The sequence below is a fragment of the Sphingobacterium sp. JUb56 genome (genome assembly GCF_014191365.1).
In the GTDB taxonomy this organism is placed as follows: domain Bacteria; phylum Bacteroidota; class Bacteroidia; order Sphingobacteriales; family Sphingobacteriaceae; genus Sphingobacterium; species Sphingobacterium anhuiense.
The window spans coordinates 3,013,617-3,036,480 of sequence record NZ_JACHWL010000001.1; the positions used below are offsets into that span (position 1 = coordinate 3,013,617).

The window sequence follows — 22,864 nt, forward strand, 5'->3', positions numbered from 1 at the left end:
CCCCGCATTTTTATTTTAAATCTTCATCTATTTATCATGCTGTTTATGCATTTGTTTTTTCTCACTTTTAATATTTAAAAATTCGACTAAAACAGAAAAAGCCATTGCAAAATAAATATAGCCTTTTGGAATATGCTGATCAAATGCTTCTGCTGTCAGCGATACCCCGATCAAAAGAAGAAAAGACAAAGCCAGCATTTTCACGGAAGGATAATTATTGACAAATTTACTGATCTGCTCGGAGGATAGTAACATGATAACAACAGCAATAATTACTGCCGCAACCATCACTCCTATTTGATCGACCATACCAACTGCAGTGATCACAGAGTCCAATGAAAAAACAATATCTAAGATTAATATCTGAAAAATTGTACTTAAAAAAGTTACGCCCTTTTTATTGACTGTATGTTCTTCTGTATGCCCGTCCATTTTATGATGTATCTCGGTCGTACTTTTATAAATTAAAAATAGACCTCCAATAAATAGAATCAGATCCCTACCTGACAATTCGAGATAACGAGACCAGTCCGGATTGTTGATACCAAAAGTAGTTGCAAGATTAATAAATGGTTCCGTCAAAGACATGATCCATTTAATTGAAAATAACAGAAGCACACGAGTCACTAATGCCAACATCAAACCTAACTGACGGGCTTTCTTTTGCTGTTCGGCAGGGAGTTTACCGCTAAGAATAGAGATAAAAACAATATTATCTATTCCGAGCACGACTTCCAGTACTGTCAATGTCAGTAGTGAAATCCAAATCTGTGGGTCTGAGATCCATTCCATAAAATATGTTGAGGGTTTTTATAAATTAAATTATTTATAATGTGCTAATGAAAAAACATGGGGACTAAACCGGGTTAATCTTCCCTGGCTATTTAAAAAATCTAGGCTGATGACAAAACAATATCCAGCTATTTCACCACCTAATTTTTCAATCAATTTACTTGCAGCCACTACAGTGCCACCTGTAGCCAGCAAGTCATCATGGATCAGGATTCTACTACCTTTTGGAAAGGCATCTTCATGCATTTCTATAGTCGCCTGCCCATATTCAAGAGCATAAGACTCTGAAATTGTATGAAAGGGTAATTTGCCCTGCTTACGGATGGGAACAAAAGGAATCTTCAAACGATTGGCCAACATCATTCCAAACAGAAAACCTCTGCTCTCAATACCAGCAACAGCATCAAGTTTACAATCCTTTACCTGTTCTACAAAAGCATCAACCATCTCTTCACACAGCTGCGCATTTTGCAGTAACGGTGTAATATCCTTAAAAACAATTCCAGGTTTAGGGAAATCATATACATCCCGAATAATATGTTTTAATTTTTCTTCAAGCATCTTTAAAAGATTAAATACGGAGCAAGTTTACGCAAAAAATCATCATCTAATAAGATGACCTTTTTTAAATCTTCCAAATTACGAAAATGACCATGTTGATTTCTGTAATTGACGATTGCAGTACCTTGCTTAAAACTAATATAAGGATGTTTAGACAAAGACTTTACATCCAGCTCGTTAATTGTTAATTTTGAAACTGCATGATGAGGACTAATCTTTAGAAAAGGAAGTATGGCATCAAATGTTTCAACAGGCAGCCCATAAATCTCTTTAATCTGATCAACAGATACAAAGCCACCCAGAGACTCTCTATATTTCACAATCCTTTTGGCAAAAGTTGAACCGATACCTCTTAGCGCTATAAAAGCAGTAGTATCCGCATTGTTTATCTCGACCTCTAATGGTTTTAATTTATTTTCAGCATTATTTGTAAACCAACCTGCACTATTTTTTTCTATATTTTGAACCTGATTTTTAACTGTCGTTGGTGCAATTTCAATATAATTTTCCAATTGCTTAAATTTAGCCGGAGAGATAGAATAGATCTTAGCTAAATCTTCCTTTTTATAAAATCGGCCTCCTTTTTCTCTATAATTGAGTATAACCTGAACCTGTTTCTCTTTCAATCCCAGTTTTATCCAGCCTGCTTTATCCAAACGATTGGGATCAAATCGAAATAAACTACCTTCACCCCCTTTATCATAAGTATCTTTATCCCTATGATCCCCTAAAGACCGATAATCATTCGATTGACCAACACCTGTTGTATCATTTTCAACAGATGTAAAAGCCTGAATATTGTAACTTTCTAAATTTAAGTCGGATTTACTAAAAAAATTGGCTATAAAAGGAAAACTGAACAGGAATAGCATCAATATACTCAGTACAAAGAATCCATTCTGTTCAATTCTTGAGAACTTGAAGTATTTAAAAAACTGACGTAGCACAATAATTTAGTTTTCATTTAAAATACATAAAATTTAAATAAAACAAAACTAAATAATCTGAAAACCAGATAAATACTACATCAAAATACGTTATAAACTATTTTTATCAACTTTTTCTACTTTACTATCGTTCTTTAAAGTTTTAGAAATAGCATCAAATGGCCTTGAGACAACCTCATCACCTTTTTTAAGACCCGATAAAATTATAATATTTTTATCGTCCTGAATGCCTGTTTTCACAACGGTTTGTTTAACCAGTCCATTGTTAAAGACAAATACATATTCTTTCAAACTGTCTGTGCTTAAACTATCTGCTCCTGTACCATTTCTTATGGTAACAGATTGTATCGGAATAGCCAACCCCTTCTGATGTTTAGTAAAGATCTGTACTGTTGCAGATAAACCTGGTTTAAAAGGAGAGGCACTATTCTCCTTAATTAAATCCTCATAAGAGCTCAATTGTATACGCACTTTGACATTAAAGTTTGTAACCTGCTCGGTTGATGAACCAGCAGTCACTGTAGCAATATTTTTAGATGAAGAAGCAATTTCAGTAACGATACCTTTAAATTTACGATCTTGATAAGCGTCAACTTCAATCTCTGCTTCGTTTCCTACACGGACACGATTAATATCATTTTCATTCACATCTACATTGACCTCCATAGCGTCCATATTGGCAATACGCATGATTTCTGTACCCGCCATCTGTGCCGTTCCAACAACACGCTCGCCTAACTCAATAGATAATAATGACACGACACCGTCACTTGGCGAATAAATTGTAGTACGATCTAAATTATCTTTTGCTTCTTTGACAGTTGCTTGAGATTGGTCTATACCAAATTTCGTAGATAATACAGTCTGTCTTTGTGCTTCAATAGCTGCTAAAGTTGAGTAGTATTCTGCCGAGCTTTTGTCCATTTCAGCTGCTGAGATTACTCTTTTGTTAAACAATTCAAGATTTCTCTTGTAAGTTGCTTCAACATTACTAAAATTAGCTTGTTGCTGTTTTAATTGTTGTTGTGCAGCTGCCAGATTTGCTTTCTGAGAATTCAAAGTCGCAATAGACCGTTCATAACCCGATTGCAAGATATCAGGTTTTATACGACAGAGAACTTGTCCCTTTTTCACTAAATCACCTTCTTTAATATTTAGTTCCACAACTTCACCAGATACCTCAGAACTCAATTTAACTTCAAATTCTGGTTGAATTTTACCACTTGCAGAAACCAGCTCATTGATATTCATTTCCTTTACAGGATCTACAGCAACTTTAACGATATCCCCTTTTCCGAACCATCCCAATTTGCTGCCAACTAAAACCAATATTAATAGAACAACTGCACTTATTAATATGATTTTTGGTAATTTACTTTTCTTTTTAGCCATTTCAGATTTTCATTAAGGGGTTATTTAATATCAAATTTAATTGGATTTCCAACATAATAATCAATTATTTTATCTTTAAAGATCATATTATACTTTGCTTGGATTAAATCAAATTCAGCTTTATTTCTATTTGTTTGTGCGGTAAACAGTTCAATACCATTCGCCATACCTATATCATAGCGTTCTTTGATCACTTGAAATGCATCTGTCGCACTACTAAAAGCAGCTAAACTAGATTGATAACGCTGTGCTGCGGCAGAAAGGTCTAAAACAGCCTGATTAACGGTTTTATTTAAATTTGTTTCTAAAAGCTGTTGACTGGTTTCTGCCAATTCTAGATTAATCTTAGCTTTTGATACATTTATTCGGTTTTTATTATTGTCAAAAATTGGTACCGACAAAGTCAGTCCTGCCCCAAATGATTTATTTTGATTAAACTGGTCACCAAAAGGAAGATAATCTCCGGTAATTAAATTTCTTCCTTTGGAAGAATAATTGGTACCATAACTCACTCCTAATGAAAGAGAAGGATAATAGCCTCCTTTGGCAATATCAATTTGTTTTAATGCTACTTCCTTATCTAATTGAGCCTTCTTTACCTCTGGATTGAAACTTTTAGCTTTTTCAAAGACATTAACTGCCGAATATTGACCTAGCACATAGTCCACCGCTTCTACTTCTGGTTTAACCAATTTCAACTCTGCTTGTGGAGACATCTCCATCAATTGTTTCAATGTCAATAAAGAAGATTCATAGGCATTTCTAGCATTGACCAAATTAAGCTCATCCGTGGCAACTTGATTTTTAGATTGAGAAAGATCTGCCAAAGTTTTATTACCTACTTGAAATTGGATGGAATCATTTTTCACCTGCTCTTTGGATAAAAGAATCTGCTGTTGGCTCGCAATCGTCAATTCACTGTTTGTGATTGCTTCCAAATAATTAACCAATACAGATAACATCAAATCATATTTTATCTTTTCAATTTGCGTAGCGGACGACTCTAATAGTAATTTATTAGCTTTGATTTGGTTGATCTTCTGAAAACCTTGAAAAATGGTTACATTAGAACTCACAGAAGCGCTAGATGTCCTCGTCCATTCATTTCCTGTGATCACAGTACCCGATACTTGGTCAAATGCAAATCCATTATTAAATCGCTGATTCACACCTAGGCTCAAATCGGGATACAAATTGGATTTTGCCTGATAGACGTCCTGCGCCGCTAAATCTTTATTTAAACTAGCCTGCTTGACCTGCAGGTTTCTTTCTAAAGTAATTCGAATAGCTTCCTCTACGGTTATTTGTCCTTGTCCAAACCCCGCATACCCCATCAAGGAAAACATGATGGTCATAAAAGCCATTTTCTTATAATTTTTTCTATCGTCCATAGTAAGAACCTAATAGTTTTAATATTTTTGCTAAAATAAAAATGTATGTATCTCGTTAAAGCACCTTTCTTTCTTAAATTATTATATCCAAAATCAATCTGGAATAAATCAAGGAAAGAAAACAAAATTTACCTCACTTTTGATGATGGTCCTATTCCGGAATTAACTCCATTTGTTTTAGATACTTTAAAACAGTACAACATCAAAGCGACTTTTTTTTGCGTAGGTGAAAATATTAAAAAAAATCCACATTTATTCGAAAGAATTTTGTCTGAAGGCCATCAAGTCGGAAATCATACTTACAATCATTTAAAAGGCTGGAAAACTGACGATGCTAAGTATCTCGAAAACATCCGACAGTGTCAAGAGCTTACCAAAAGTAAGCTATTTCGCCCTCCATATGGAAGAGCTAAAAAATCTCAATTAAAAGAACTCTATTCTGCATATGAAATTATCATGTGGGATGTTCTAACTGGTGATTTTGACCTCTCACTTTCGCCCGAACAATGTTTAAAAAATGCAATTAAAAATACCGAAAATGGATCAATTATCGTTTTTCACGACAACATAAAAGCAATACCTCGTGTAGAATATGCACTTCCTAAAACTATAGCTTATCTATTAGAAAAAAACTACCGATTCGAAGTGTTATGATTTGCTTTTTCCAGTACTTTTAGTTCATAGTATTGTGCACTACTAACACTAAAATATCCAAGTGCACCATTAGATATATTAGATATCGGATTCGAGGGAGCTGCAGAACCTGGGTTTAACCCTTTAATATTGGACCAATATGTGTATACATCCTTGGCGATACATTGTCTCAAAACTTGAATTTCGTCTCCAACTTTTATGTCTTCATCTTCATTACTTATTTCATGCTCAACAAATAATCCATCATTAAATTTATCACTAAATACATCGCTAAATTTGAATTCCTCATCATTCAATTTCAACTTATACTTGTAATAGTTTTCTTGATTAGCCGGATCATTAAAACCAAATGAAGCATATATATATTCATCATTAAATCTTTTTTTACGAACTAAACCGATGGAATCTACAGCTACATATTTAGGCATAATACAGGTTGACTCAAAATGGCTTCCATCAGACATTGTAACTGATAAGGCATATCGATCACCTTCTTTGAGAGTCATTCTATCAATGATATAGCTACCATTATTCCTATCAGCAAATTGATAAGAACGGCCACTGCTCATATTTGTTACCTGCACATGCGCCCCTAGCACCGGATCGTTAGGTGATGTATTCGAAAAGTCGACAACACGATTAATGGAGATGATTTGTGATACATTTGCATTATGCAGATCTCCGACAATAACATATTTACCGACTACAGCATCTAACTCTAAATCTATTTTATCTTCACATGAACTTAAAAATACGGCCGTTACCAACACGATACAATTAAAAACAGTTTTTATATTCATCACAATAATTTATTTATTCATTAATAATCAGTTTTTATAGATCAGCACGCTAATGTTTGTTTTGATGATTTAACTTCTTGAGTACCTATCAGTATCTTACTTTTAAAATCATTAAAATTTAAAATTCCAGGTCACAGAAGGAATTATACCGAATAAAGCGATTCGATAAGCCTCCGTAATATTAGCATTATCCTCATTCTCTCTAAAATCAATTAAGTACGCGTTTTTTCTGTTGTATGCATTATATAGCCCAAAAGACCACGATGAGGAATACCTTTTATTAAGCTTGGCACCTGGATCGTAAGTTGCAGATACATCAAGACGGTGATAATTAGGCATCCGATAACTATTGCGATCTGTATAATAAAACAAGGTTTTACCGTCTACCTGATATTTTCCAGAAGGAAAAGTAACCGCATCACCTGTGTAGTAAACAAATGTAGAGCCCAAAGTCCATTTATCTGTCAGCTTATACATTGCTACTAAAGCGACATTATGAGTTTTATCTTGTCTGGCATTGAACCATGCTCCATTATTAATCTGATCAAATTGACGCTCACTTTTCGATAGCGTATAGCTCAACCATCCTGTTAATTTTCCTTTATTTTTTTTCACAAACCATTCTACGCCATAAGCTCTTCCTTTACCGAATAATAATTCTCCATCCAACATTTCGTTTGCCTGTAAGTCAGCACCATTCTTAAAATCAATCTGGTTTTGCAGATCTTTGTAATAAGCTTCTACCGAAGCTTCATATTTTGCATTTTCAAAATTCTGAAAATAACCTAGTGATACTTGATTTGCTAACTGTGGTTTGATATTATTGGAACTTAAAACAAATTGATCTGTTGGAAGGCTTGATGTTGTATTCGTCAGCTGATGCAAGTTTTGAGAATTACGATTTAAGGATGCCTTTATACTTTGATTGTCATTGAACATATAATTTAATGACAATCGTGGTTCTACAGTGAGGTAATTTTGAATTATCTGATTTTTCTCATAAATAGTTTTCTCTGTGGCATTTCCATCGGCATCAAAACTATAGATTGTACCTGGCCCTAACATACTATAGTTATTAACACGTATACCGTACAATGCTTTAAATTTATCTGATATAGACCATTCATCTGACACGTAAACAGCCGTCTCCAACCCTTTTCTTGGTTCGATCTCAATTGTGTTTACTGCGGATCCCTCTCCCCCAAAAAGACTGGCAGGACGAATTGTCTGAACAGATGCTTGAACTCCAAACCGGATCTGATGATCATTATTAGGATAATATTGAAAATCTTGTTTAAAATTTAAATTTTCAATCTTTGAAGTGATTTTGAAGTTTGAATTATCTTCAATATTCACGTTGTAATTAAAATCGCTATAGATAAATGTCGTGTTACTAAAGAGCTTATTAGTCCAAACGTGATTCCAGCGTATCGTACCAGTCGCATTACCCCAATTAAAATCAAACAAATCACTATAAGCCATTGCATCTTTTCCAAAGTAACCAGATAGAAACAAGGAATTCTTATTATCAAAACGATAATTTACTTTAGCATTCAGGTCATAGAAAAACAATTTGCTTTTGTTGACATCTTCATCCTTCGATAATTTAAGAAATAAATCGGCATAAGTTCGACGCCCACTAATCATAAAAGACCCTTTGTCTTTTACTATAGGTCCTTCCACTTTAAGTCTAGATGCGATTAAGCCCACACCTCCTTCTACACCAAACTCTTTGTTATTTCCATCAATCATACTGATGTCCATAACGGAGGAAACCTTACCTCCAAAATGTGCCGGCATACCACCTTTATAGAAATTTACATCTTTAATCGCATCAGAATTAAATGTAGAGAAAAAACCAAATAAATGTGACGCATTATATACCGCTGCTTCATCCAGTAGTATTAAGTTCTGATCACCTCCACCGCCACGCACATAAAAAGAACTGCTACCCTCTCCTCCACTTGTCACTCCTGGTAGCAATTGAATTGTTTTTAAAACGTCCTGCTCTCCAAAAACAACGGGAATATTTTTAATATCTTTTATTTCTAATTTGACCAAACCGGTTTGCACACCAGATACATTACCGATCTTACGTCTTCCTGATACCACAACTTCTTCCAGCTTTCTTCCTCCAGGGGTCATATCAATATTGAGTACACTATCCCGCTCAATCTGCAGATTAAAATTTTTTTCATCAAAGCCAACATAGGATACTGCAATAGTCTGACTTCCAGCCGGCAACTGAATGGAGTAGAAACCATAATTATTTGTTCTAGCAATTTGACTAGAATTCAAATCTCGAATCACAGCTCCAATAAGGGTTTCGCCATTTGCGGCATTCTTAATGTATCCAGAATATTGAAATTTGCCTTGAGCAAAAATTTGAGAAAAAAATAAAAAGAATAAGACAAAGAAGGCAGGTCTAAGAGATCGTAACATTATTTTGATTTAGTGTTTACCAAAGATAAAAAAAGCCTTGTGGTTAGCAAGGCTTTGTGTCATAAGTTTATAATTAATTAATAAAGATTTTGGAAAACAAAATTAAATCATTTATTCATAATAGCCAATTATTTATTAATTTTTTACAAAAGTATCTTTTTTTATAAAGAACTCATTGAAAAATGCCATCTGATAAATGATTGATTTAGACCAATAATCCCAGTTATGGGCACCTGACCGGGTAATGAATGTATGTGGAATATTGTTGTAATCTAATTTATCATGAATTGCCAGATTTACTTTATAGAAAAAATCTTCCTTACCACAATCTATGATCAGATCCAGTTTATTGGGTTCAAGCAAATGAACCAGATTGATAACTGATTTGTTTTCCCATTCAACAGGATGAGTCACATAGCTACCGATTCTACTTTTGATATTCCAATTCATAGGAAAAGGACGAATATCCAATCCACCAGAGGTACTTCCGGCGGCACCGTATATATCCTGATGATTAAGCGCTAATGTCATGGCTCCATGTCCTCCCATGCTCAATCCTGTTATTGCTCGTCCTGATCGATCTTTCTTTGTTGAATAATTAGCATCAATGTGAGTTATTAATTCTTGACTAACAAAAGTATCATACTGATAATTTTGATCACCTTTTACGTCCCAATACCAGCTATCAAATCCTCCATCAGGACAGACAACTATGTATTGATAGTTATCAACAAGCTTTTTTACAGCAGGAACATTATTTACCCAATTATCATAACGGCCACCAAAACCATGAAGTAGATAAAGCACGGGATATTGATTTTTCTTCTCATATTTTTCAGGAAGGACTACGACAGCCTTTATTCCCTTTAGCATACTTTTACTATTGATCGTTAATGTATCTACAATTGCGGCATGACCTTTAAAAAGAAATAAAAAAAATAGTGCCACTAACAAATATTTGAGTTTCATGTTCATTGTATTATAATTTTTCAAAAAAATAAAGTGATGATTTAAGTCCAAACGGACGTTCACTGATGGTATAAAATCCTTCTCCGTTTAATCCAAAAGTAATAGCTTCCCCTTGCGGTTCAATCTGATAAGGAATTAATGTGGGTTTCCTAGACAAAACCTGTTCAATTGACTCAGTCCGATTTCTAGTCCAATAAAATATTTGCGTTAAGTTTTTAATTAATATCGCACTACCTGTAGGACTGATATTTGCGGAAGTTGTAAAAGTAAATGGCAATGTTTGAACCGGTGTCAATAGGCTGAAATTCTTTTTCACATTATTAAATATTGAAGCGCTATAAACTGTTGATTGAAAATCTCTTTTCGAAATCACATAAAGCTGATGATCTACGGGATCAACAAATAAAGCTTCTGCATCTCGAGGTCCATTCTTATATCGCAACGTAACGGTACGGATTGTTTTCTTCGGAATATGAATTAGCGTATCTTCTTGCTGATATGTTGGTTCAGGAAATATGTGAAGTTTAATATTTTCACGTTCAGCCTTATTATCACCAATATCTGCCAAAATTAAAAATGAATTTCCATTGATGATCACACGCGCGATATCTTCACAGTCCTTTACAGCAACGGATTCCAGTTCATATGTACATAACAACCTACATTTCTTATCGATCAAATAAATCCGCGCCTCATCTCCACTATCATTGTGCACCCAAAAACAGGATGATTGTTTCGCACTGATAATTCCAGACAATTCATTTAATTTCTTATCAGAAATCTCACCTAACGCTACCTGCGATTTAAAAAGAGGTTTACTGGTTTGGGTAAATGCAATATGAAATTGTAAAAACAAAAAGGAAAAAACAATAACTTTGTTTAATAGGTTCATGCGTTAAAAATACAATATTTTTTAATCAAACAACGTTTTCTATTTACAAATGAAGCATATGATCAAATTTTCAACTCTACTCTGTTTACCTCTTACAGCATTTAGTTTAACATCTTTGGCGCAAACAAATGATTTTACAATTAAAATGAAAAGTGGTATCCAGAAAGAGCAGGCATTGCAGGTAAAATATTATAATAGTGCAGATTGGGAACCTTTTTATGCTAAAATAGAATCTTTCTCCTACGATCCCAATTATAGTTATGAACTGCGAATTAGAAGAACAAAAGTAGCAAATTCAGTTCCTAATAAACCTAGTTATCGTTATACTCTCCTGAATACAGTACAAAAATCTCAGGTAAACTCGGAGAAAATAATCTTAGAAATTAATGATAAATGGGTAGACTGCCAGGGTGTAGGACAAATGAAGTGCCTACAGGTGAGGTCTACTCCCAAAGATGATTGGGAATATTTTCACAGTCATATAAACGGATTTGATTACGAAGAAGGTTATATTTATAAATTAATAGTGAAGCGTACCAAAATCGAAAATCCGCCACAAGATGCTTCAGCTTATCACTATGATCTTGTAAAAATTGTGACGAAAACAGCAAGTAAAAACAAAAGGTCTTTACCAACAGCAGCAGTATTCTTATCAAGACATAAGTGGAAATTGATTAGTTTAAATGGAAAAGATGTAGCTAAATATAATGCTCACCTACTTTTTGATGCTGAAAAGGGCCGGATATCAGGAAACTCGAGCTGTAATAATTTCTTTGGACCATTTATCATAACTAGTAATACGATTGAATTTCCAAATATAGGAACCACAATGCGGGCATGTATGGGTGATAATATTGAATCTGACTTATATCAAGTCCTTGAAAATAGGGAACTTCATTACGATATAGCGGAGCAGACGTTTAATCTGTATATTAAAAATAAACACGTTGCTATTTTCGGCCTGACAGAAAAATAAGTCTTCAATATATGCTCTTTACAAAAACAAATATGTAGGATGATGTGTTTTACAATAAAAAGATCGAAATTATGTCATATACAAAATTCACAAAACTGCATCAGCAGAGTAACTTGCTGATTTTAGGAAATGTCTGGGATGCACATAGTGCTAAAATAGCGGCCTCTGCCGGATTTCAGGCCTTAGGTACCTCCAGTCATGCAATTGCTAATTCACTTGGCTATGCCGATGGAGAGCAAATACCTGTGAATGAGTTATTATTTGTCGTCGAAAGAATAGTGAAATCCGTAAAAATACCTGTTTCTGTCGATTTTGAATCTGGTTATTCAGACAACCCATTTGAAGTTGCCAAATATGTAACACAGCTTTCTGAAATGGGCGTTGTAGGAATCAATTTGGAGGACGGAAAGGTGGTTAAGTCTGGACGCAAGCTTGGTAAAACAGGTATTTTAACAGAAAAAATTGAAGCCATTAAATCGAGCACTAAAAACATATTTATCAATGCTAGAATTGATACCTTTACCACTAAGCATGAAAATGCGCTCGAAGAAACCATTAAAAGAGCTAAAATTTATGAAGAGGCAGGTGCCGATGGTTTATTTGTACCACTAGCAGAAAGTAAAACAGATATTGAAAAAATTGTTAATTCAACACGTTTACCGCTTAATTTATTTCTAACGGATAAACTCGCAAAACCCGCTGTATTAGCAGAACTAGGTGTGAAAAGACTGAGCCATGGTGCAAAAATTTACGAATATTTAGTCGCTCAAAATACGAAACTATTTCATGATTTTTTGGCCAATCCAAAACTTCCTAAATGATATTTTATAAAAGCCATTTATCTTAGTAAAATGGCTTTTATAATTTTACTCCTCACTCAACTGCTGTAATGCTTCTTTAAATTTAGTTGACTTAAAGTTCATTCCCCCTACATGTTTATTTACCAGTACCCCTTTTCTATCCAGAATAATTGTTGTTGGTATAGATTTCGTTTGCAGATCCAATGGTAGCTCTGTTTTAATACGGTATACTGGAATACTATACTTTCTTTTTTTCATAAAATTTCCTCCTTTAACTGCATTGCCGTCCATATCTACTGCCATGAAAATGATATTCCTATTTTCCCTCATGTCGAGATATAGTTGATTCAGTCCCGGCATCTCAGCTAAACAGGGTATACACCATTTTGCCCAATAATTGATCACAACAACCTTGCCTTTCAGATTGCTTAAATTGATATCTTCACCATCACTATTTTCAAATAAAACATCATAATCTTGCTGCAATCTTGCTGAATAATCTTTTATATTGATGGAAACAATAAAGGAGAAACAGAATAATCCGATCACCGAAATTAACCATCCTATATTTTTTTTACAAACTCGCATAACATCACCCGTAGTCCAATCTCAAAAATAGAATTTTTTATCAACTTTTATGATAGGCCTAACTAAATACTAACCTCACAATCAAAAGATTAATAAAACAAAAGATAACCCTTTGCTATATTCCTTAAAATGTTAATCTTATTTTAATATATAATCGCTATATTCATTTAAACAAACTGATACATGATCAAAAATAATCAGCTTACAACTAACATATCAAACAAATATGCTTACAATAAACAATTACGAAGATTATAAATCCTATGAAGGAAAGCTTTTGGGATTATCAGAATGGCACAAAATTGATCAGCAACAGATCAACAGTTTTGCTGATGCTACTCTAGACCATCAATGGATTCACGTCGATAAAGAAAAAGCCGAATCCGAAGGACCTTTCAAATCTACTATTGCTCATGGATACTTAACGCTTTCACTCATTCCTTACCTTTGGAAGCAGATTGCTGAGGTTAGAAATGTAAAAATGGAGATTAATTACGGTATTGAAAATCTAAAATTTGGTCAAGCTGTTTTAGTTGATAGTGAAGTTCAGTTGCAAGCAAAAGTAAAATCTGTGAACAATTTAAGGGGTGTTATAAAAGTTATTATCGAAGCTACATTATTGATTAAAGATAATGCTAAACCTGCATATGTAGGTGATGTTATATTCCTTTATCACTTCATGTAGTAAATATACAAAGCATCCATGTTCATATAATTGGACATGGATGCTTTGTATATTTAAGAAAAGCTAAGCGGGAGATACCATATTCCGCTTAAGTTTTTTATACATACTTTTAAGCGACGGAGATAAAAAAATAACAATCAAAATACTAATGCTGATGAGTGACATCAATTCATAATAATCCATAGCAAAACGTACAAAAGCCTGATTTTTGACACGTTCTGTCACCAATTTGACTGCTGTTGCATGTTCATGAAACTGAAGACCATTTTTCAGCAACGTTGCACTTTCTTTTTCAAAATAACGCTGTAATATGATATTATTCTGCTGCAGATAGTCTTGAAAAACCATCTGATGTTGATTGGTGTCAAATAATTTGAAGAAATTTTGTAAACCGATACTACTGGTGTATCCCAAATACCGTATAGCCAGACAAACCGCTGCCGCAGAAACGGCCAAATGTGACTTTACACTCGCTATTGTAAATAAAATAGTTGGGACCATGATCAATCCAACCCCAAATCCGTGGAGCCATAAAGGAATCCAGAAATAATAATCATTCCCTTCGCTTTCAAAAGAAAAAAACATCACCTGATGGAAACTCAATAAAAAACAATAACCTAATATCCAGATCGACTTGACTGCTTTATGGGCAATAATCCAGTACATGGAAAATAACACCCCCATAATAATTCCTAAAATATTAAACCATTGCACATAGGATAAATGGATCGGATCTAATTTTAAAACCTGAGAAAAATATTGATTGGACACGGAAAGCGAAAATCGTTCGATATACATCATAAAAAGGATCAATAACCCTAAAAGTAAGCGTCGATTTTTAAAAATGGAAATATCAACATACACGCGTTTTAAAATCAACTGACGGATGATAAAGCAAATCAACAAAGCGATTCCCAACAACAATGCAACCTGCATATGCTGATCTGAAAACCAATACACTTCTTGTCCATACACCATCATGTAACCAAAGGCAATGATGACACCACTAAAATAGATACTACTTGGCCAGTCTAGTGAAAACAAAGGATAAGGCCTAATATGACGTATTGATTTCATCGAAAGCAGTATCATTAATAAGCCCGGCATAAAGGCTAATGCAGCATAGAGGTATAATACATCGAAATTAAAGTAATCAATAAACTCTGCAGTTACAAAACTATTGAAGGGGGAGCTGCAGAGCAACATTCCGAAGAAGATAGAATAGCTTACCTCCTTAGCTCGTTCACTATTTAACCTTGAAAAAATCATCGATATGGATAGGTTTACCGCACTGGCAAATAACATTCCCTGCAGAAAGCGCAATCCATAGACCCAGGTAATATCCGTAATTCGATACATCAGAAAACAATTCAGTATCTGTAATAAATTGAATATAACATAATACTGCTTTACTGGAAAAAAGAGGAAGAAACGTCTTTCTAAGATATAAAAGCCAACAAATCCGGCATAGAATAGAATTATCAAAAACTGAACATCACTGGGCTGACTGCCATAATAACCTGCAGTAACTTGAATATTGGCTCCAGGCAAAAAGAATAATACCATACTCGGCATTAAGCAGCTAAATAATATTAGCTTAATCAACCATTCCGGAACCCATTCCTTAAATATCTCTCTCACTACTTTTTATTTTTAGCAACAGATACATTTACGTTCATGCCGGAACGCAAAATTTGTTCACCCTGCTTCTTTTCCAATTCAATTCGCACTGGAACACGTTGGACTATTTTAACAAAGTTTCCAGTTGCATTATCGGGAGGTAATAAAGAAAAAGAAGAGCCTGTGGCAGGGGAAATTGAAATAATTTTCCCTTTAAAGACTTGATCGGGATAAGCATCAGCGATCACCTCTACCGAATCTTGAATACGCAGATAGCGCAATTGGGTTTCTTTAAAATTTGCAGTCACCCAAGTCGGTGTCTCAGCATTAACAATAAATCCCAATACTTCACCAGCATTGACCATCTGCCCCTCTTCAATACTCCGTTTACCGATCATACCGTCATAAGGAGCACGAACCACTGTGTATCCTACATCCAGATTTTTTCTCCCAGCAGCCGCAGATAGTCTATTCTTTTCTGCACTGACTACTGTTTTTTGTACTTCGACATCTCTCACCCGCTCTTGCGAAGCTTCCAATTTATGCTGAAGTGCAGCCAATTCACTTTTATAAACGTCTAAAGTCGCTTTGACATCTTCCATTTGCTGGGCTGTGGCAGATTTTTCTTCGTAAAGAAATTTATATCGGTCATACTCGAGCTGTTGCTTCGTTACCCTAGCCTCATTGGCGGCAATAGATTTCCTTAAAGATTCGTGCTCCTCCATCAAGATCTGCTTCTGACTGCTCAATACGTTCATTTCAGCATGCTCTTTATATACAGAAGCATTAGCTTGATCGGCCTCGTATTTATATTCACGTTGATCAATAATCAGCAACGTATCACCACGTTTTACAAATTGATGATCGTGGTAATGCACAGAGACAATATACCCTCCCACTCGGGAGATAATAGGATTGATATATCGCGATACCTGGGCATCATTTGTGTAAGCATAGTTTAACCGAATCCATAATGTGCGTCCTCCCCAGAACAATAATGCACATAGGACAAGAGCTGCGATCCAGTTTGTTAATTTTGTCAACTTAGCATCGGTCAATGACCAACGAGATTTGGGTTTCATTAAATAGTACCTTTTAAGAATTCAATAAAATAATAGTGTTTTTGTATTGCTATTTTAGCAGTTTCGAGTTCAAATAATGTTTTTAGGTGCTCCATGTCTGCGTCTAACAGATCTGTGACAAGAGCTGATGATTTAAAATAACGGTTTTTGATAATACGCGCATTTTCTTTGGCAAGACCTGCATTCTTCAGGCAAACATCTTGTTGTACGCAAGCTAATTTATAATCCAGATGTGCTTGTAAAAGTTGATGTTGCATATTCTCTTCTTCTAGATGGTGCTTTACTTCTTCTCTATCCAATGCAACTTGCGCAATTCTTACGAGATTTTTATTCCGATAAACAGCTGAAATTGGGATCTTCAATTTGAGACCGACAATTCCTAAATTATACCAACTATCATTATATGGGTATAGAAATATCTGTGGATTGGCAAAGGTAAAATTACCGGCAAAACCAAGTTCAGGTAGATAATTTGCTTTAGATTGTTTAATTGCCAACTGTTTAATTTTTACTTCCTGCTCAGACTGCTGCAACACAAAAGCATGGTGTTTAGCAAAAGCCCAGGATTCATCATAACTATCAACCTTTACTATAAAATCATGTAGCACTGGAACGATTGTGGCATCGCCACCAATAATGAAATTTAATCTCTGATTGAATGCTTGAATATCATGGTCAATTTGAACCAGCAACAGTTCGCGTTTAGAAAGTTCCAGTTCCATACGCAATACATCACTGTGGAGTAAAACACCCGAAGTATATAAATTTTTTATCTCTTTTAACTGTGCTTTCTGATCGACAATATCTGATTCAATTAGGGTTTTATCCATATAAGATCTTTCTAGATCTAAGAAGAGATTACAGACATCCAATTTAATACGTGCTTTATCATTTACCCAAGCAATAGAAGCAAGCTCCTGTTCCAGTTTTCGGGATTCGATTTTCATTAAATCTTTATGCCCATTGTAAAGATTTAGATAAAAGTCAATTCCCGTATCATATAAATAATGAATGACATCGTGTTGACTTGGTTTGTTCAATAGTCCATGATCATAAACTGGCATATTGGTCGCATAACTGGCAGCACCGTGTAACGAAATTTCGGGGAGTAATTCCATTCGCTGTTGCTGGATCGCCAATTTACTTTCTTCAATCTGCAAATAGGACGTTTCTATTTGCTTGGAATTCAGCAATGCCTTACTGATTATATCTTCTAAAGATGTTCGTAACGTATCAGAAGCCTGTACTTCTGAAATAGCAGATAACAACAACCCAATTGTTAGCACCTGCTTTACCATGCTGGTAATAAATATCACTTTCGTTTTTATAAAAATTTTGCGTTGCAAACATAGAGACTATTTGGATAAATAATTTCTTCACAATTGCCAATATATTATGCATAAAAGACAAAATCAAATAAATGATATACCAAACAACTCAATTAAGACACGTTATAAAAACATAATAATTCTGCTAATGAAAATTAAATTCTATAATAGAAATATATTTACAAGTCATATTGTCTTTTTTTCTAATATAAAGCCCATATGACGTAAAAAAGGTCTACTGAATAACGGTAATGTATTCAGCAGACCTTTTCCTTATGGTATCATATATTTTTTAGCCAGACCCAACCGTAAAAACCTAACTTATTCCTTGGCTGGCTATAATAAAACAGTTATAATTTAAGAACAGATTTTAATCAAAATCAAAGAAATCTGAAAGAAATGATTTCTTCTTTTTAGGATATTGTTGATGTTTATTATGGTCATCACGGTGACCCTCACGGTAATGTTCACGATAATCGGATCTTTCCCTATTGCTATGCTCTGTACGGAGCGATCGATCTTCATAAGTATTTGAAGATACTTTGTTTTGCTCAGCGGCATAAGACATCAGCTTATCAAGTTCTCCTTTATCCAACCAGACACCTCTACAAATAGGGCAATAATCAATTTCAACCTGATGACGCTCTGTCATCAATAAAGTTTCGTTGCAATTTGGACATTTCATATTTTTCTATTTCTAATTTTTCAATTAATTAAATAGCAATTTACTGAAATTAAGGTTGTGTTCTAGCAACGATGTCCGACATTTCACATTATTTAACAGGATATTTCATTTTGATATAAAAATAGCAGTTATCCGCTGCATTTAGTGTCATTGATATTTTTATATCGTTATCAAAATTTCAAGAATAACATGTCTTTTACTTTACAATACCTTTAAAAATGTTCTAAAAAAAGAGAGAAATAAAGCATATCTTTGCAACATGATTAATGTATCCAATTAATCATCCAATTGAAACAAACACCTACCTTTCAATACATTACAACATAAACAAAACAACACTGTAAACTATTTGTAAATTAATTCTTTGTAACACAAATGTTTACAAAAATATCAAGTAATCCATTTGGATTACTTAAGTTAATTATTCACCTTTGAACTGTCGATAGTTCAGAAGTGCAGAAGCTGAGCAAATATCTAAAGAAATTTTAAGCCTGATCGGGGGCGGAGGCTGCACTCCTCTAAACCTGATCAGGTTTTATTATTTAACGTCAAAATTATGAAGCTTGACAAATTACTTATCGAAAAATCAATCTACCCTTTAGATTGGAATCCTAATGATCCTAATGGATATAATGAATGGATGAAAATGATTTCTGAAGAAAACAGAAAATCAGCAGACAAAAAAACAATTCAAGGTTTTGTAAAACCCGAACCTCGGTTCATTAGCGAAATCATCCGTGAGTCTCTTATTGATGATCTCATAGGAATGAACCATTCTCTTTATTGTGCGGAAGTAATTCTTTATAAACAACGATGAACATAGCGATCCCCTACTCTATTAAAAGAAAGCTCTGTAACAAGAGAGCTAAAAAGCGCAAAATTGATCTGTACAAGGGAAAGGTAAATCAAATATTGATTTTGGGTCAGGCTGAATATCAAGGACGGAACTACACATCAATTGCTGATTTAACAGCAGTTTTTTATAATAATTAAATAAGCTTATTTCTCTTGAAAAATTAGATAAATCATAAGAATAGCAAAGAAAACACCTTGTACAATTACAGAAACAGATTTGATTTTTGATGAAGTAGACATATCATCTCTAATATCAGATTTCAGAGATCTATATCCAAGGTAAGCCAAAAATAAAAAGAAAATTATAAAACCAATTCGCTCTAAAATATACATGGGGCAATATTAAAGAAAAGAAACCAAATGGAAAACAAGCTAACTAATTTTCGATTGCTGGGTACTGATGTTTTCCTTCAAGATTACGAAGAAGGAAGGGGTAAAATCATATTGTCTAATGATGATTACGATTACAACCTATCATACTACTGGGGATCAATGGGACAAGGGTATGACCTTAAAAAGTTTCTTTTAAAAACGAATGACGGCTACTTGATTAATAAGCTTGGAGATAGAGACAATGAAGGTCCTATTGACATGAAAGCAACTATGGTAAATGTTCGATCAGCTATTAAAAAAGATACTGAATGGAAGTGGTACTTCTCACCAGAAGATGATAAGGAATTAAGATCAACCCTTAATAGCATCCAAAATACTGCTTTTGACCAAAATGATTTTATAAATCAAATGATGGCAATAAACCTTGAAAAATATTACCAAGGTGAGGATTTATACACTAATGGCAAAGAATACTTTACCGAGATGATAAATTACATTTCAACAGAGCCGTGGCATTTTATCGTTACTAAAACGCCTCAAAAAAATGTATGGTTATCTAAGTTCTTACCTAAACTAAGAGAATATCTAGGCAAAGAAAGCGAGATACAAGATGAATTATCTAAATCCGACAAAGGCGTCAAAAATGATCAATAGAATGACAAAGACACCTAGAGCAATAGGCCTAGTATACCAATAGGATGGTTCACCCATTCTTTTCAAAATATAGCCAACTACAATACAAAAGGTCGCAATTACTAATCCGGATACATGGTCATCGGTCATAATCAAAAATAGAAATAAAACATGGAAAACAACCTAGAAAACAAAGCAAAGTTCTTTGCCCTTTATTGGGGTCAAAAAGTTTTCAAATGGAATGATGCACCAATGAAAAGTAAAGTTGGGATTACTCACATGACTAAGCACCATTTACTTAATATGCATTTAGAGCTTAAATCAGTTTCATTGATTACTGATGAGGATTTTACTGAAATAATGTGGAATAGATTTCCCTTTCAACCTTCTTTTAAAAAAGGCAGAATATATCTAGAGCATCTTAATTGCACACAATGTGATTTTATTAGATCAAAAGGTTATGCAGTTCCCTTTATGGGGGCTTCTGTCGGTGAATTAATTAATATGGGCTGGTTAAAAATGGAAGGATCCCAAGATGAATCACCTAGTCCAAATAAAAGCGTCAAAAATGATCAGTAAAATAAGGAAGATACCAAATCCAATAAAACGAACATGCAATGAGTCATACTCTTTTGACCTTTTCAAATAAAAACCAAGCAGTACGCAAAAAACTGCAATAAACAAACTTGAAGTATGGGTTTCAGTCATTGTGAATGCTAAAATTAAATAAGATAAGATTTCATGAAGTAAGCTAGTGCAATTAATATACAGATTGAACTCCAAAAAAAGAGGATGAAATAGTTAGTTCTATAAGCAACGTGCTCTGCTTTCTTTTGAGGATTTTTCAAATCATTGATTGATAATGCTAATCCAAAGATGCCAACAACCATTAAAAAAATATAAAATTCAATATCCATTTCCAATGGATAAATATAGTAAACAAATGGAAAATAAACTATACAGACAGGTAAGCGTATCAGATCGCTTGCCTCAAACAGAGGGAAGATATTTAGTAAAGAGTCACGGTGAATGGTTTTCAGCTTCATATCTAGAGCAATTTAGCTTTAACGAAGAGATGCTGGACTGTAGCGGTGTTACTCATTGGCTTGAGGAAATAAGTCTACCTACGAATGAAGAAATTAGAAAGGAACGTGATGCATATTCTTATAGCAAGATATCAGGACTTTTTAGAGATGGCTGGAGATTTGGAATAAAATACATTTTGGAAAATCTGGAAGGGAAAAAATATGAGTAACGAAAAATTAATCCTAGATGCATGTTGTGGATCTCGAATGTTCTGGTTTGATAAAGAAAATCCGAATGTAGTTTTTCAAGATATCAGAGAAGAGAGCCATATTTTATGTGATGGTAGACCTCTTGAAATAAGTCCAGATGTTGTAGCTGATTTTAGAAACATGCCCTATCCAGACGAATCTTTTCAGATGGTAGTATTCGATCCCCCTCATTTAAAGAAGTTAGGTAAAGATACTTGGATGGCTAAAAAATACGGTGTTCTATTACCTACTTGGGAACTTGATATAAAGCTTGGATTTGACGAGTGCATGAGAGTTTTGAAATTCAACGGAACTTTAATTTTCAAATGGAACGAAGTTCAAATACCGATATCAAGAATTTTAGAACTAATCCCTTACAAGCCACTATTTGGTCATACATCGGGTAAAAATGGAAAAACTATTTGGATGGCATTTTTGAAAGAAGGAAAACATGAGTAAAATTAATTTGATTAAAGCTTTCATATCGAACGTTGAACAAGAAGGCGGAACATGTAATCTAACAGAAGATGAGATTATCACACTCATGAATGTTGTTAGAAGGCAAGATGCTTACGAAGCTAACCAGGGCATCAGTTTAAAGCGATTGGAATTCAATGAACGTGAAAAAGCATTTCATGAGCAATGGTTAAAAGAAAATATTCCCTCCCATGGAACTAATCATGGTAATGGAATATTACAAGATCTTTTCATCAGCTATGCTGAACAATCAAAACGAGAAGTTATCATACTGTCAAAACGTGAAAGAATGATAGTAGCGACAGCAATTCAATGGTTAGGATCAAATGTTGGAATGTGCTTCCTACAAGAAACTTTTAAAAAGATAGGTTACAGGCTGATTCCAATTGAAAATACAGACAGCGACAATCCCGATCTCAATCAACCACGCCCACAACTAAAGTTAGGATTATGAAGAATCAATACAGCCACCCAAACGCATTGAAAATTCAAGCAATCGAAATGGTTATTGGATTAGGGATACCTAGATACAAGACTGCTGAGATACTTGGATTAAACTCTCATACTGTAGAATGCTGGGTAAAGCTGTATGAAGGTGATCCAATTCTTGCAATGAAGGTAAGGCAAAGTAAAATAAACGACCCTGAAATAGTTGGGGATAAACTAATCAAATAACTATCAAATAAGA

At 34.2% G+C, this 22,864-nt stretch carries 25 protein-coding genes; 11 read left to right on the top strand and 14 right to left on the bottom strand.

What is annotated here, in order from left to right; genetic code table 11:
• Nucleotides 1–27: 27 nt before the first annotated feature.
• The 5 genes from FHR29_RS12800 to FHR29_RS12820 form a co-directional block, all read right to left on the bottom strand.
• Nucleotides 28–792, bottom strand: coding sequence for a TerC family protein (locus FHR29_RS12800; RefSeq protein ID WP_132772921.1), 765 nt, complete (start codon nt 790–792; stop codon nt 28–30).
• A gap of 30 nt (nt 793–822) precedes the next feature.
• The gene (locus FHR29_RS12805) at nt 823–1,353 is read right to left on the bottom strand and encodes an adenine phosphoribosyltransferase (protein WP_132843339.1); all 531 of its coding nucleotides are present in this window, start codon (nt 1,351–1,353) and stop codon (nt 823–825) included.
• Nucleotides 1,354–1,355: 2 nt separating this feature from the next.
• Nucleotides 1,356–2,300, bottom strand: coding sequence for a ComEA family DNA-binding protein (locus FHR29_RS12810; protein ID WP_183915086.1), 945 nt, complete (start codon nt 2,298–2,300; stop codon nt 1,356–1,358).
• 90 nt (nt 2,301–2,390) lie between these two features.
• Complete coding sequence (locus FHR29_RS12815; RefSeq protein ID WP_183915088.1) at nt 2,391–3,692, bottom strand: efflux RND transporter periplasmic adaptor subunit; 1,302 nt, start codon at nt 3,690–3,692, stop codon at nt 2,391–2,393.
• 20 nt (nt 3,693–3,712) lie between these two features.
• Nucleotides 3,713–5,083, bottom strand: a complete 1,371-nt coding sequence (locus FHR29_RS12820) for a TolC family protein (RefSeq protein ID WP_183915090.1) — start codon at nt 5,081–5,083, stop codon at nt 3,713–3,715.
• A 45-nt stretch (nt 5,084–5,128) separates the two neighbouring features.
• On the opposite strand from FHR29_RS12820, the gene FHR29_RS12825 reads away from it, so the two are divergent.
• A complete protein-coding gene (locus FHR29_RS12825) occupies nt 5,129–5,737 on the top strand; it encodes a polysaccharide deacetylase family protein (RefSeq protein ID WP_183915092.1) in 609 nt (202 codons plus the stop codon).
• On the opposite strand, the gene FHR29_RS12830 is transcribed toward FHR29_RS12825, so the two are convergent.
• From FHR29_RS12830 to FHR29_RS12845, 4 genes are all read right to left on the bottom strand, one after another.
• The gene (locus tag FHR29_RS12830; RefSeq protein WP_232789459.1) at nt 5,716–6,537 is read right to left on the bottom strand and encodes a DUF4249 domain-containing protein; all 822 of its coding nucleotides are present in this window, start codon (nt 6,535–6,537) and stop codon (nt 5,716–5,718) included. The genes FHR29_RS12825 and FHR29_RS12830 overlap by 22 nt on opposite strands.
• Nucleotides 6,538–6,648: 111 nt before the next feature.
• Nucleotides 6,649–8,979, bottom strand: a complete 2,331-nt coding sequence (locus FHR29_RS12835) for a TonB-dependent receptor domain-containing protein (RefSeq protein ID WP_183915096.1) — start codon at nt 8,977–8,979, stop codon at nt 6,649–6,651.
• A 135-nt stretch (nt 8,980–9,114) separates the two neighbouring features.
• Complete coding sequence (locus tag FHR29_RS12840) at nt 9,115–9,954, bottom strand: alpha/beta hydrolase family protein (RefSeq protein WP_183915098.1); 840 nt, start codon at nt 9,952–9,954, stop codon at nt 9,115–9,117.
• A 4-nt stretch (nt 9,955–9,958) separates the two neighbouring features.
• Nucleotides 9,959–10,840, bottom strand: coding sequence for a hypothetical protein (locus FHR29_RS12845; RefSeq protein WP_183915100.1), 882 nt, complete (start codon nt 10,838–10,840; stop codon nt 9,959–9,961).
• A 58-nt stretch (nt 10,841–10,898) separates the two neighbouring features.
• Here FHR29_RS12845 and FHR29_RS12850 point away from each other — a divergent pair, with 58 nt between their 5' ends.
• Together FHR29_RS12850 and FHR29_RS12855 are read left to right on the top strand one after the other, a co-directional pair.
• Nucleotides 10,899–11,816, top strand: a complete 918-nt coding sequence (locus FHR29_RS12850; protein ID WP_183915103.1) for a DUF4377 domain-containing protein — start codon at nt 10,899–10,901, stop codon at nt 11,814–11,816.
• A gap of 71 nt (nt 11,817–11,887) precedes the next feature.
• The gene (locus tag FHR29_RS12855; RefSeq protein WP_132772940.1) at nt 11,888–12,637 is read left to right on the top strand and encodes an isocitrate lyase/phosphoenolpyruvate mutase family protein; all 750 of its coding nucleotides are present in this window, start codon (nt 11,888–11,890) and stop codon (nt 12,635–12,637) included.
• Between the two features lie 45 nt (nt 12,638–12,682).
• Here the strand turns inward: FHR29_RS12855 and FHR29_RS12860 are convergent, their stop codons facing one another.
• Nucleotides 12,683–13,204 (bottom strand): TlpA disulfide reductase family protein, encoded by a 522-nt coding sequence (locus tag FHR29_RS12860; protein ID WP_183915105.1) that lies wholly within the window; start codon nt 13,202–13,204, stop codon nt 12,683–12,685.
• Between the two features lie 226 nt (nt 13,205–13,430).
• Here FHR29_RS12860 and FHR29_RS12865 point away from each other — a divergent pair, with 226 nt between their 5' ends.
• The gene (locus FHR29_RS12865) at nt 13,431–13,889 is read left to right on the top strand and encodes a MaoC family dehydratase (protein WP_183915107.1); all 459 of its coding nucleotides are present in this window, start codon (nt 13,431–13,433) and stop codon (nt 13,887–13,889) included.
• A 63-nt stretch (nt 13,890–13,952) separates the two neighbouring features.
• Here FHR29_RS12865 and FHR29_RS12870 read toward each other — a convergent pair whose 3' ends face one another.
• The 4 genes from FHR29_RS12870 to FHR29_RS12885 all read right to left on the bottom strand — a co-directional run bounded on the left by FHR29_RS12870 (nt 13,953) and on the right by FHR29_RS12885 (nt 18,604).
• Nucleotides 13,953–15,530: a beta-carotene 15,15'-monooxygenase gene (locus FHR29_RS12870; protein WP_183915109.1), complete on the bottom strand. Its 1,578-nt coding sequence runs from the start codon at nt 15,528–15,530 to the stop codon at nt 13,953–13,955.
• Nucleotides 15,530–16,591 carry an HlyD family secretion protein gene (locus tag FHR29_RS12875; protein WP_183915111.1) on the bottom strand — a complete coding sequence of 354 codons (1,062 nt, stop codon included), beginning with the start codon at nt 16,589–16,591 and terminating at the stop codon, nt 15,530–15,532. The genes FHR29_RS12870 and FHR29_RS12875 overlap by 1 nt, the downstream gene beginning before the upstream one ends.
• Nucleotides 16,591–17,907, bottom strand: coding sequence for a TolC family protein (locus tag FHR29_RS12880; protein ID WP_183915113.1), 1,317 nt, complete (start codon nt 17,905–17,907; stop codon nt 16,591–16,593). Before FHR29_RS12880 ends, FHR29_RS12875 begins: the two co-directional genes overlap by 1 nt.
• 382 nt (nt 17,908–18,289) lie before the next feature.
• The gene (locus FHR29_RS12885; protein ID WP_132843318.1) at nt 18,290–18,604 is read right to left on the bottom strand and encodes a zf-TFIIB domain-containing protein; all 315 of its coding nucleotides are present in this window, start codon (nt 18,602–18,604) and stop codon (nt 18,290–18,292) included.
• A 556-nt stretch (nt 18,605–19,160) separates the two neighbouring features.
• Here FHR29_RS12885 and FHR29_RS12890 point away from each other — a divergent pair.
• The 7 genes from FHR29_RS12890 to FHR29_RS12920 all read left to right on the top strand — a co-directional run bounded on the left by FHR29_RS12890 (nt 19,161) and on the right by FHR29_RS12920 (nt 22,851).
• Nucleotides 19,161–19,421, top strand: a complete 261-nt coding sequence (locus FHR29_RS12890; protein ID WP_183915114.1) for a hypothetical protein — start codon at nt 19,161–19,163, stop codon at nt 19,419–19,421.
• Between the two features lie 398 nt (nt 19,422–19,819).
• Nucleotides 19,820–20,446 (top strand): hypothetical protein, encoded by a 627-nt coding sequence (locus tag FHR29_RS12895; RefSeq protein ID WP_183915116.1) that lies wholly within the window; start codon nt 19,820–19,822, stop codon nt 20,444–20,446.
• A gap of 150 nt (nt 20,447–20,596) precedes the next feature.
• On the top strand, nt 20,597–21,004 hold the full coding sequence (locus FHR29_RS12900; protein WP_183915118.1) for a hypothetical protein: 408 nt from the start codon (nt 20,597–20,599) through the stop codon (nt 21,002–21,004).
• A gap of 364 nt (nt 21,005–21,368) precedes the next feature.
• Nucleotides 21,369–21,680 carry a hypothetical protein gene (locus FHR29_RS12905; protein ID WP_183915120.1) on the top strand — a complete coding sequence of 104 codons (312 nt, stop codon included), beginning with the start codon at nt 21,369–21,371 and terminating at the stop codon, nt 21,678–21,680.
• Complete coding sequence (locus FHR29_RS12910) at nt 21,673–22,158, top strand: class I SAM-dependent methyltransferase (protein ID WP_183915122.1); 486 nt, start codon at nt 21,673–21,675, stop codon at nt 22,156–22,158. Before FHR29_RS12905 ends, FHR29_RS12910 begins: the two co-directional genes overlap by 8 nt.
• Nucleotides 22,151–22,630: a hypothetical protein gene (locus FHR29_RS12915; RefSeq protein ID WP_183915125.1), complete on the top strand. Its 480-nt coding sequence runs from the start codon at nt 22,151–22,153 to the stop codon at nt 22,628–22,630. Before FHR29_RS12910 ends, FHR29_RS12915 begins: the two co-directional genes overlap by 8 nt.
• Nucleotides 22,627–22,851, top strand: coding sequence for a helix-turn-helix domain-containing protein (locus tag FHR29_RS12920; protein WP_183915127.1), 225 nt, complete (start codon nt 22,627–22,629; stop codon nt 22,849–22,851). The genes FHR29_RS12915 and FHR29_RS12920 overlap by 4 nt, the downstream gene beginning before the upstream one ends.
• Nucleotides 22,852–22,864: the final 13 nt, after the last annotated feature.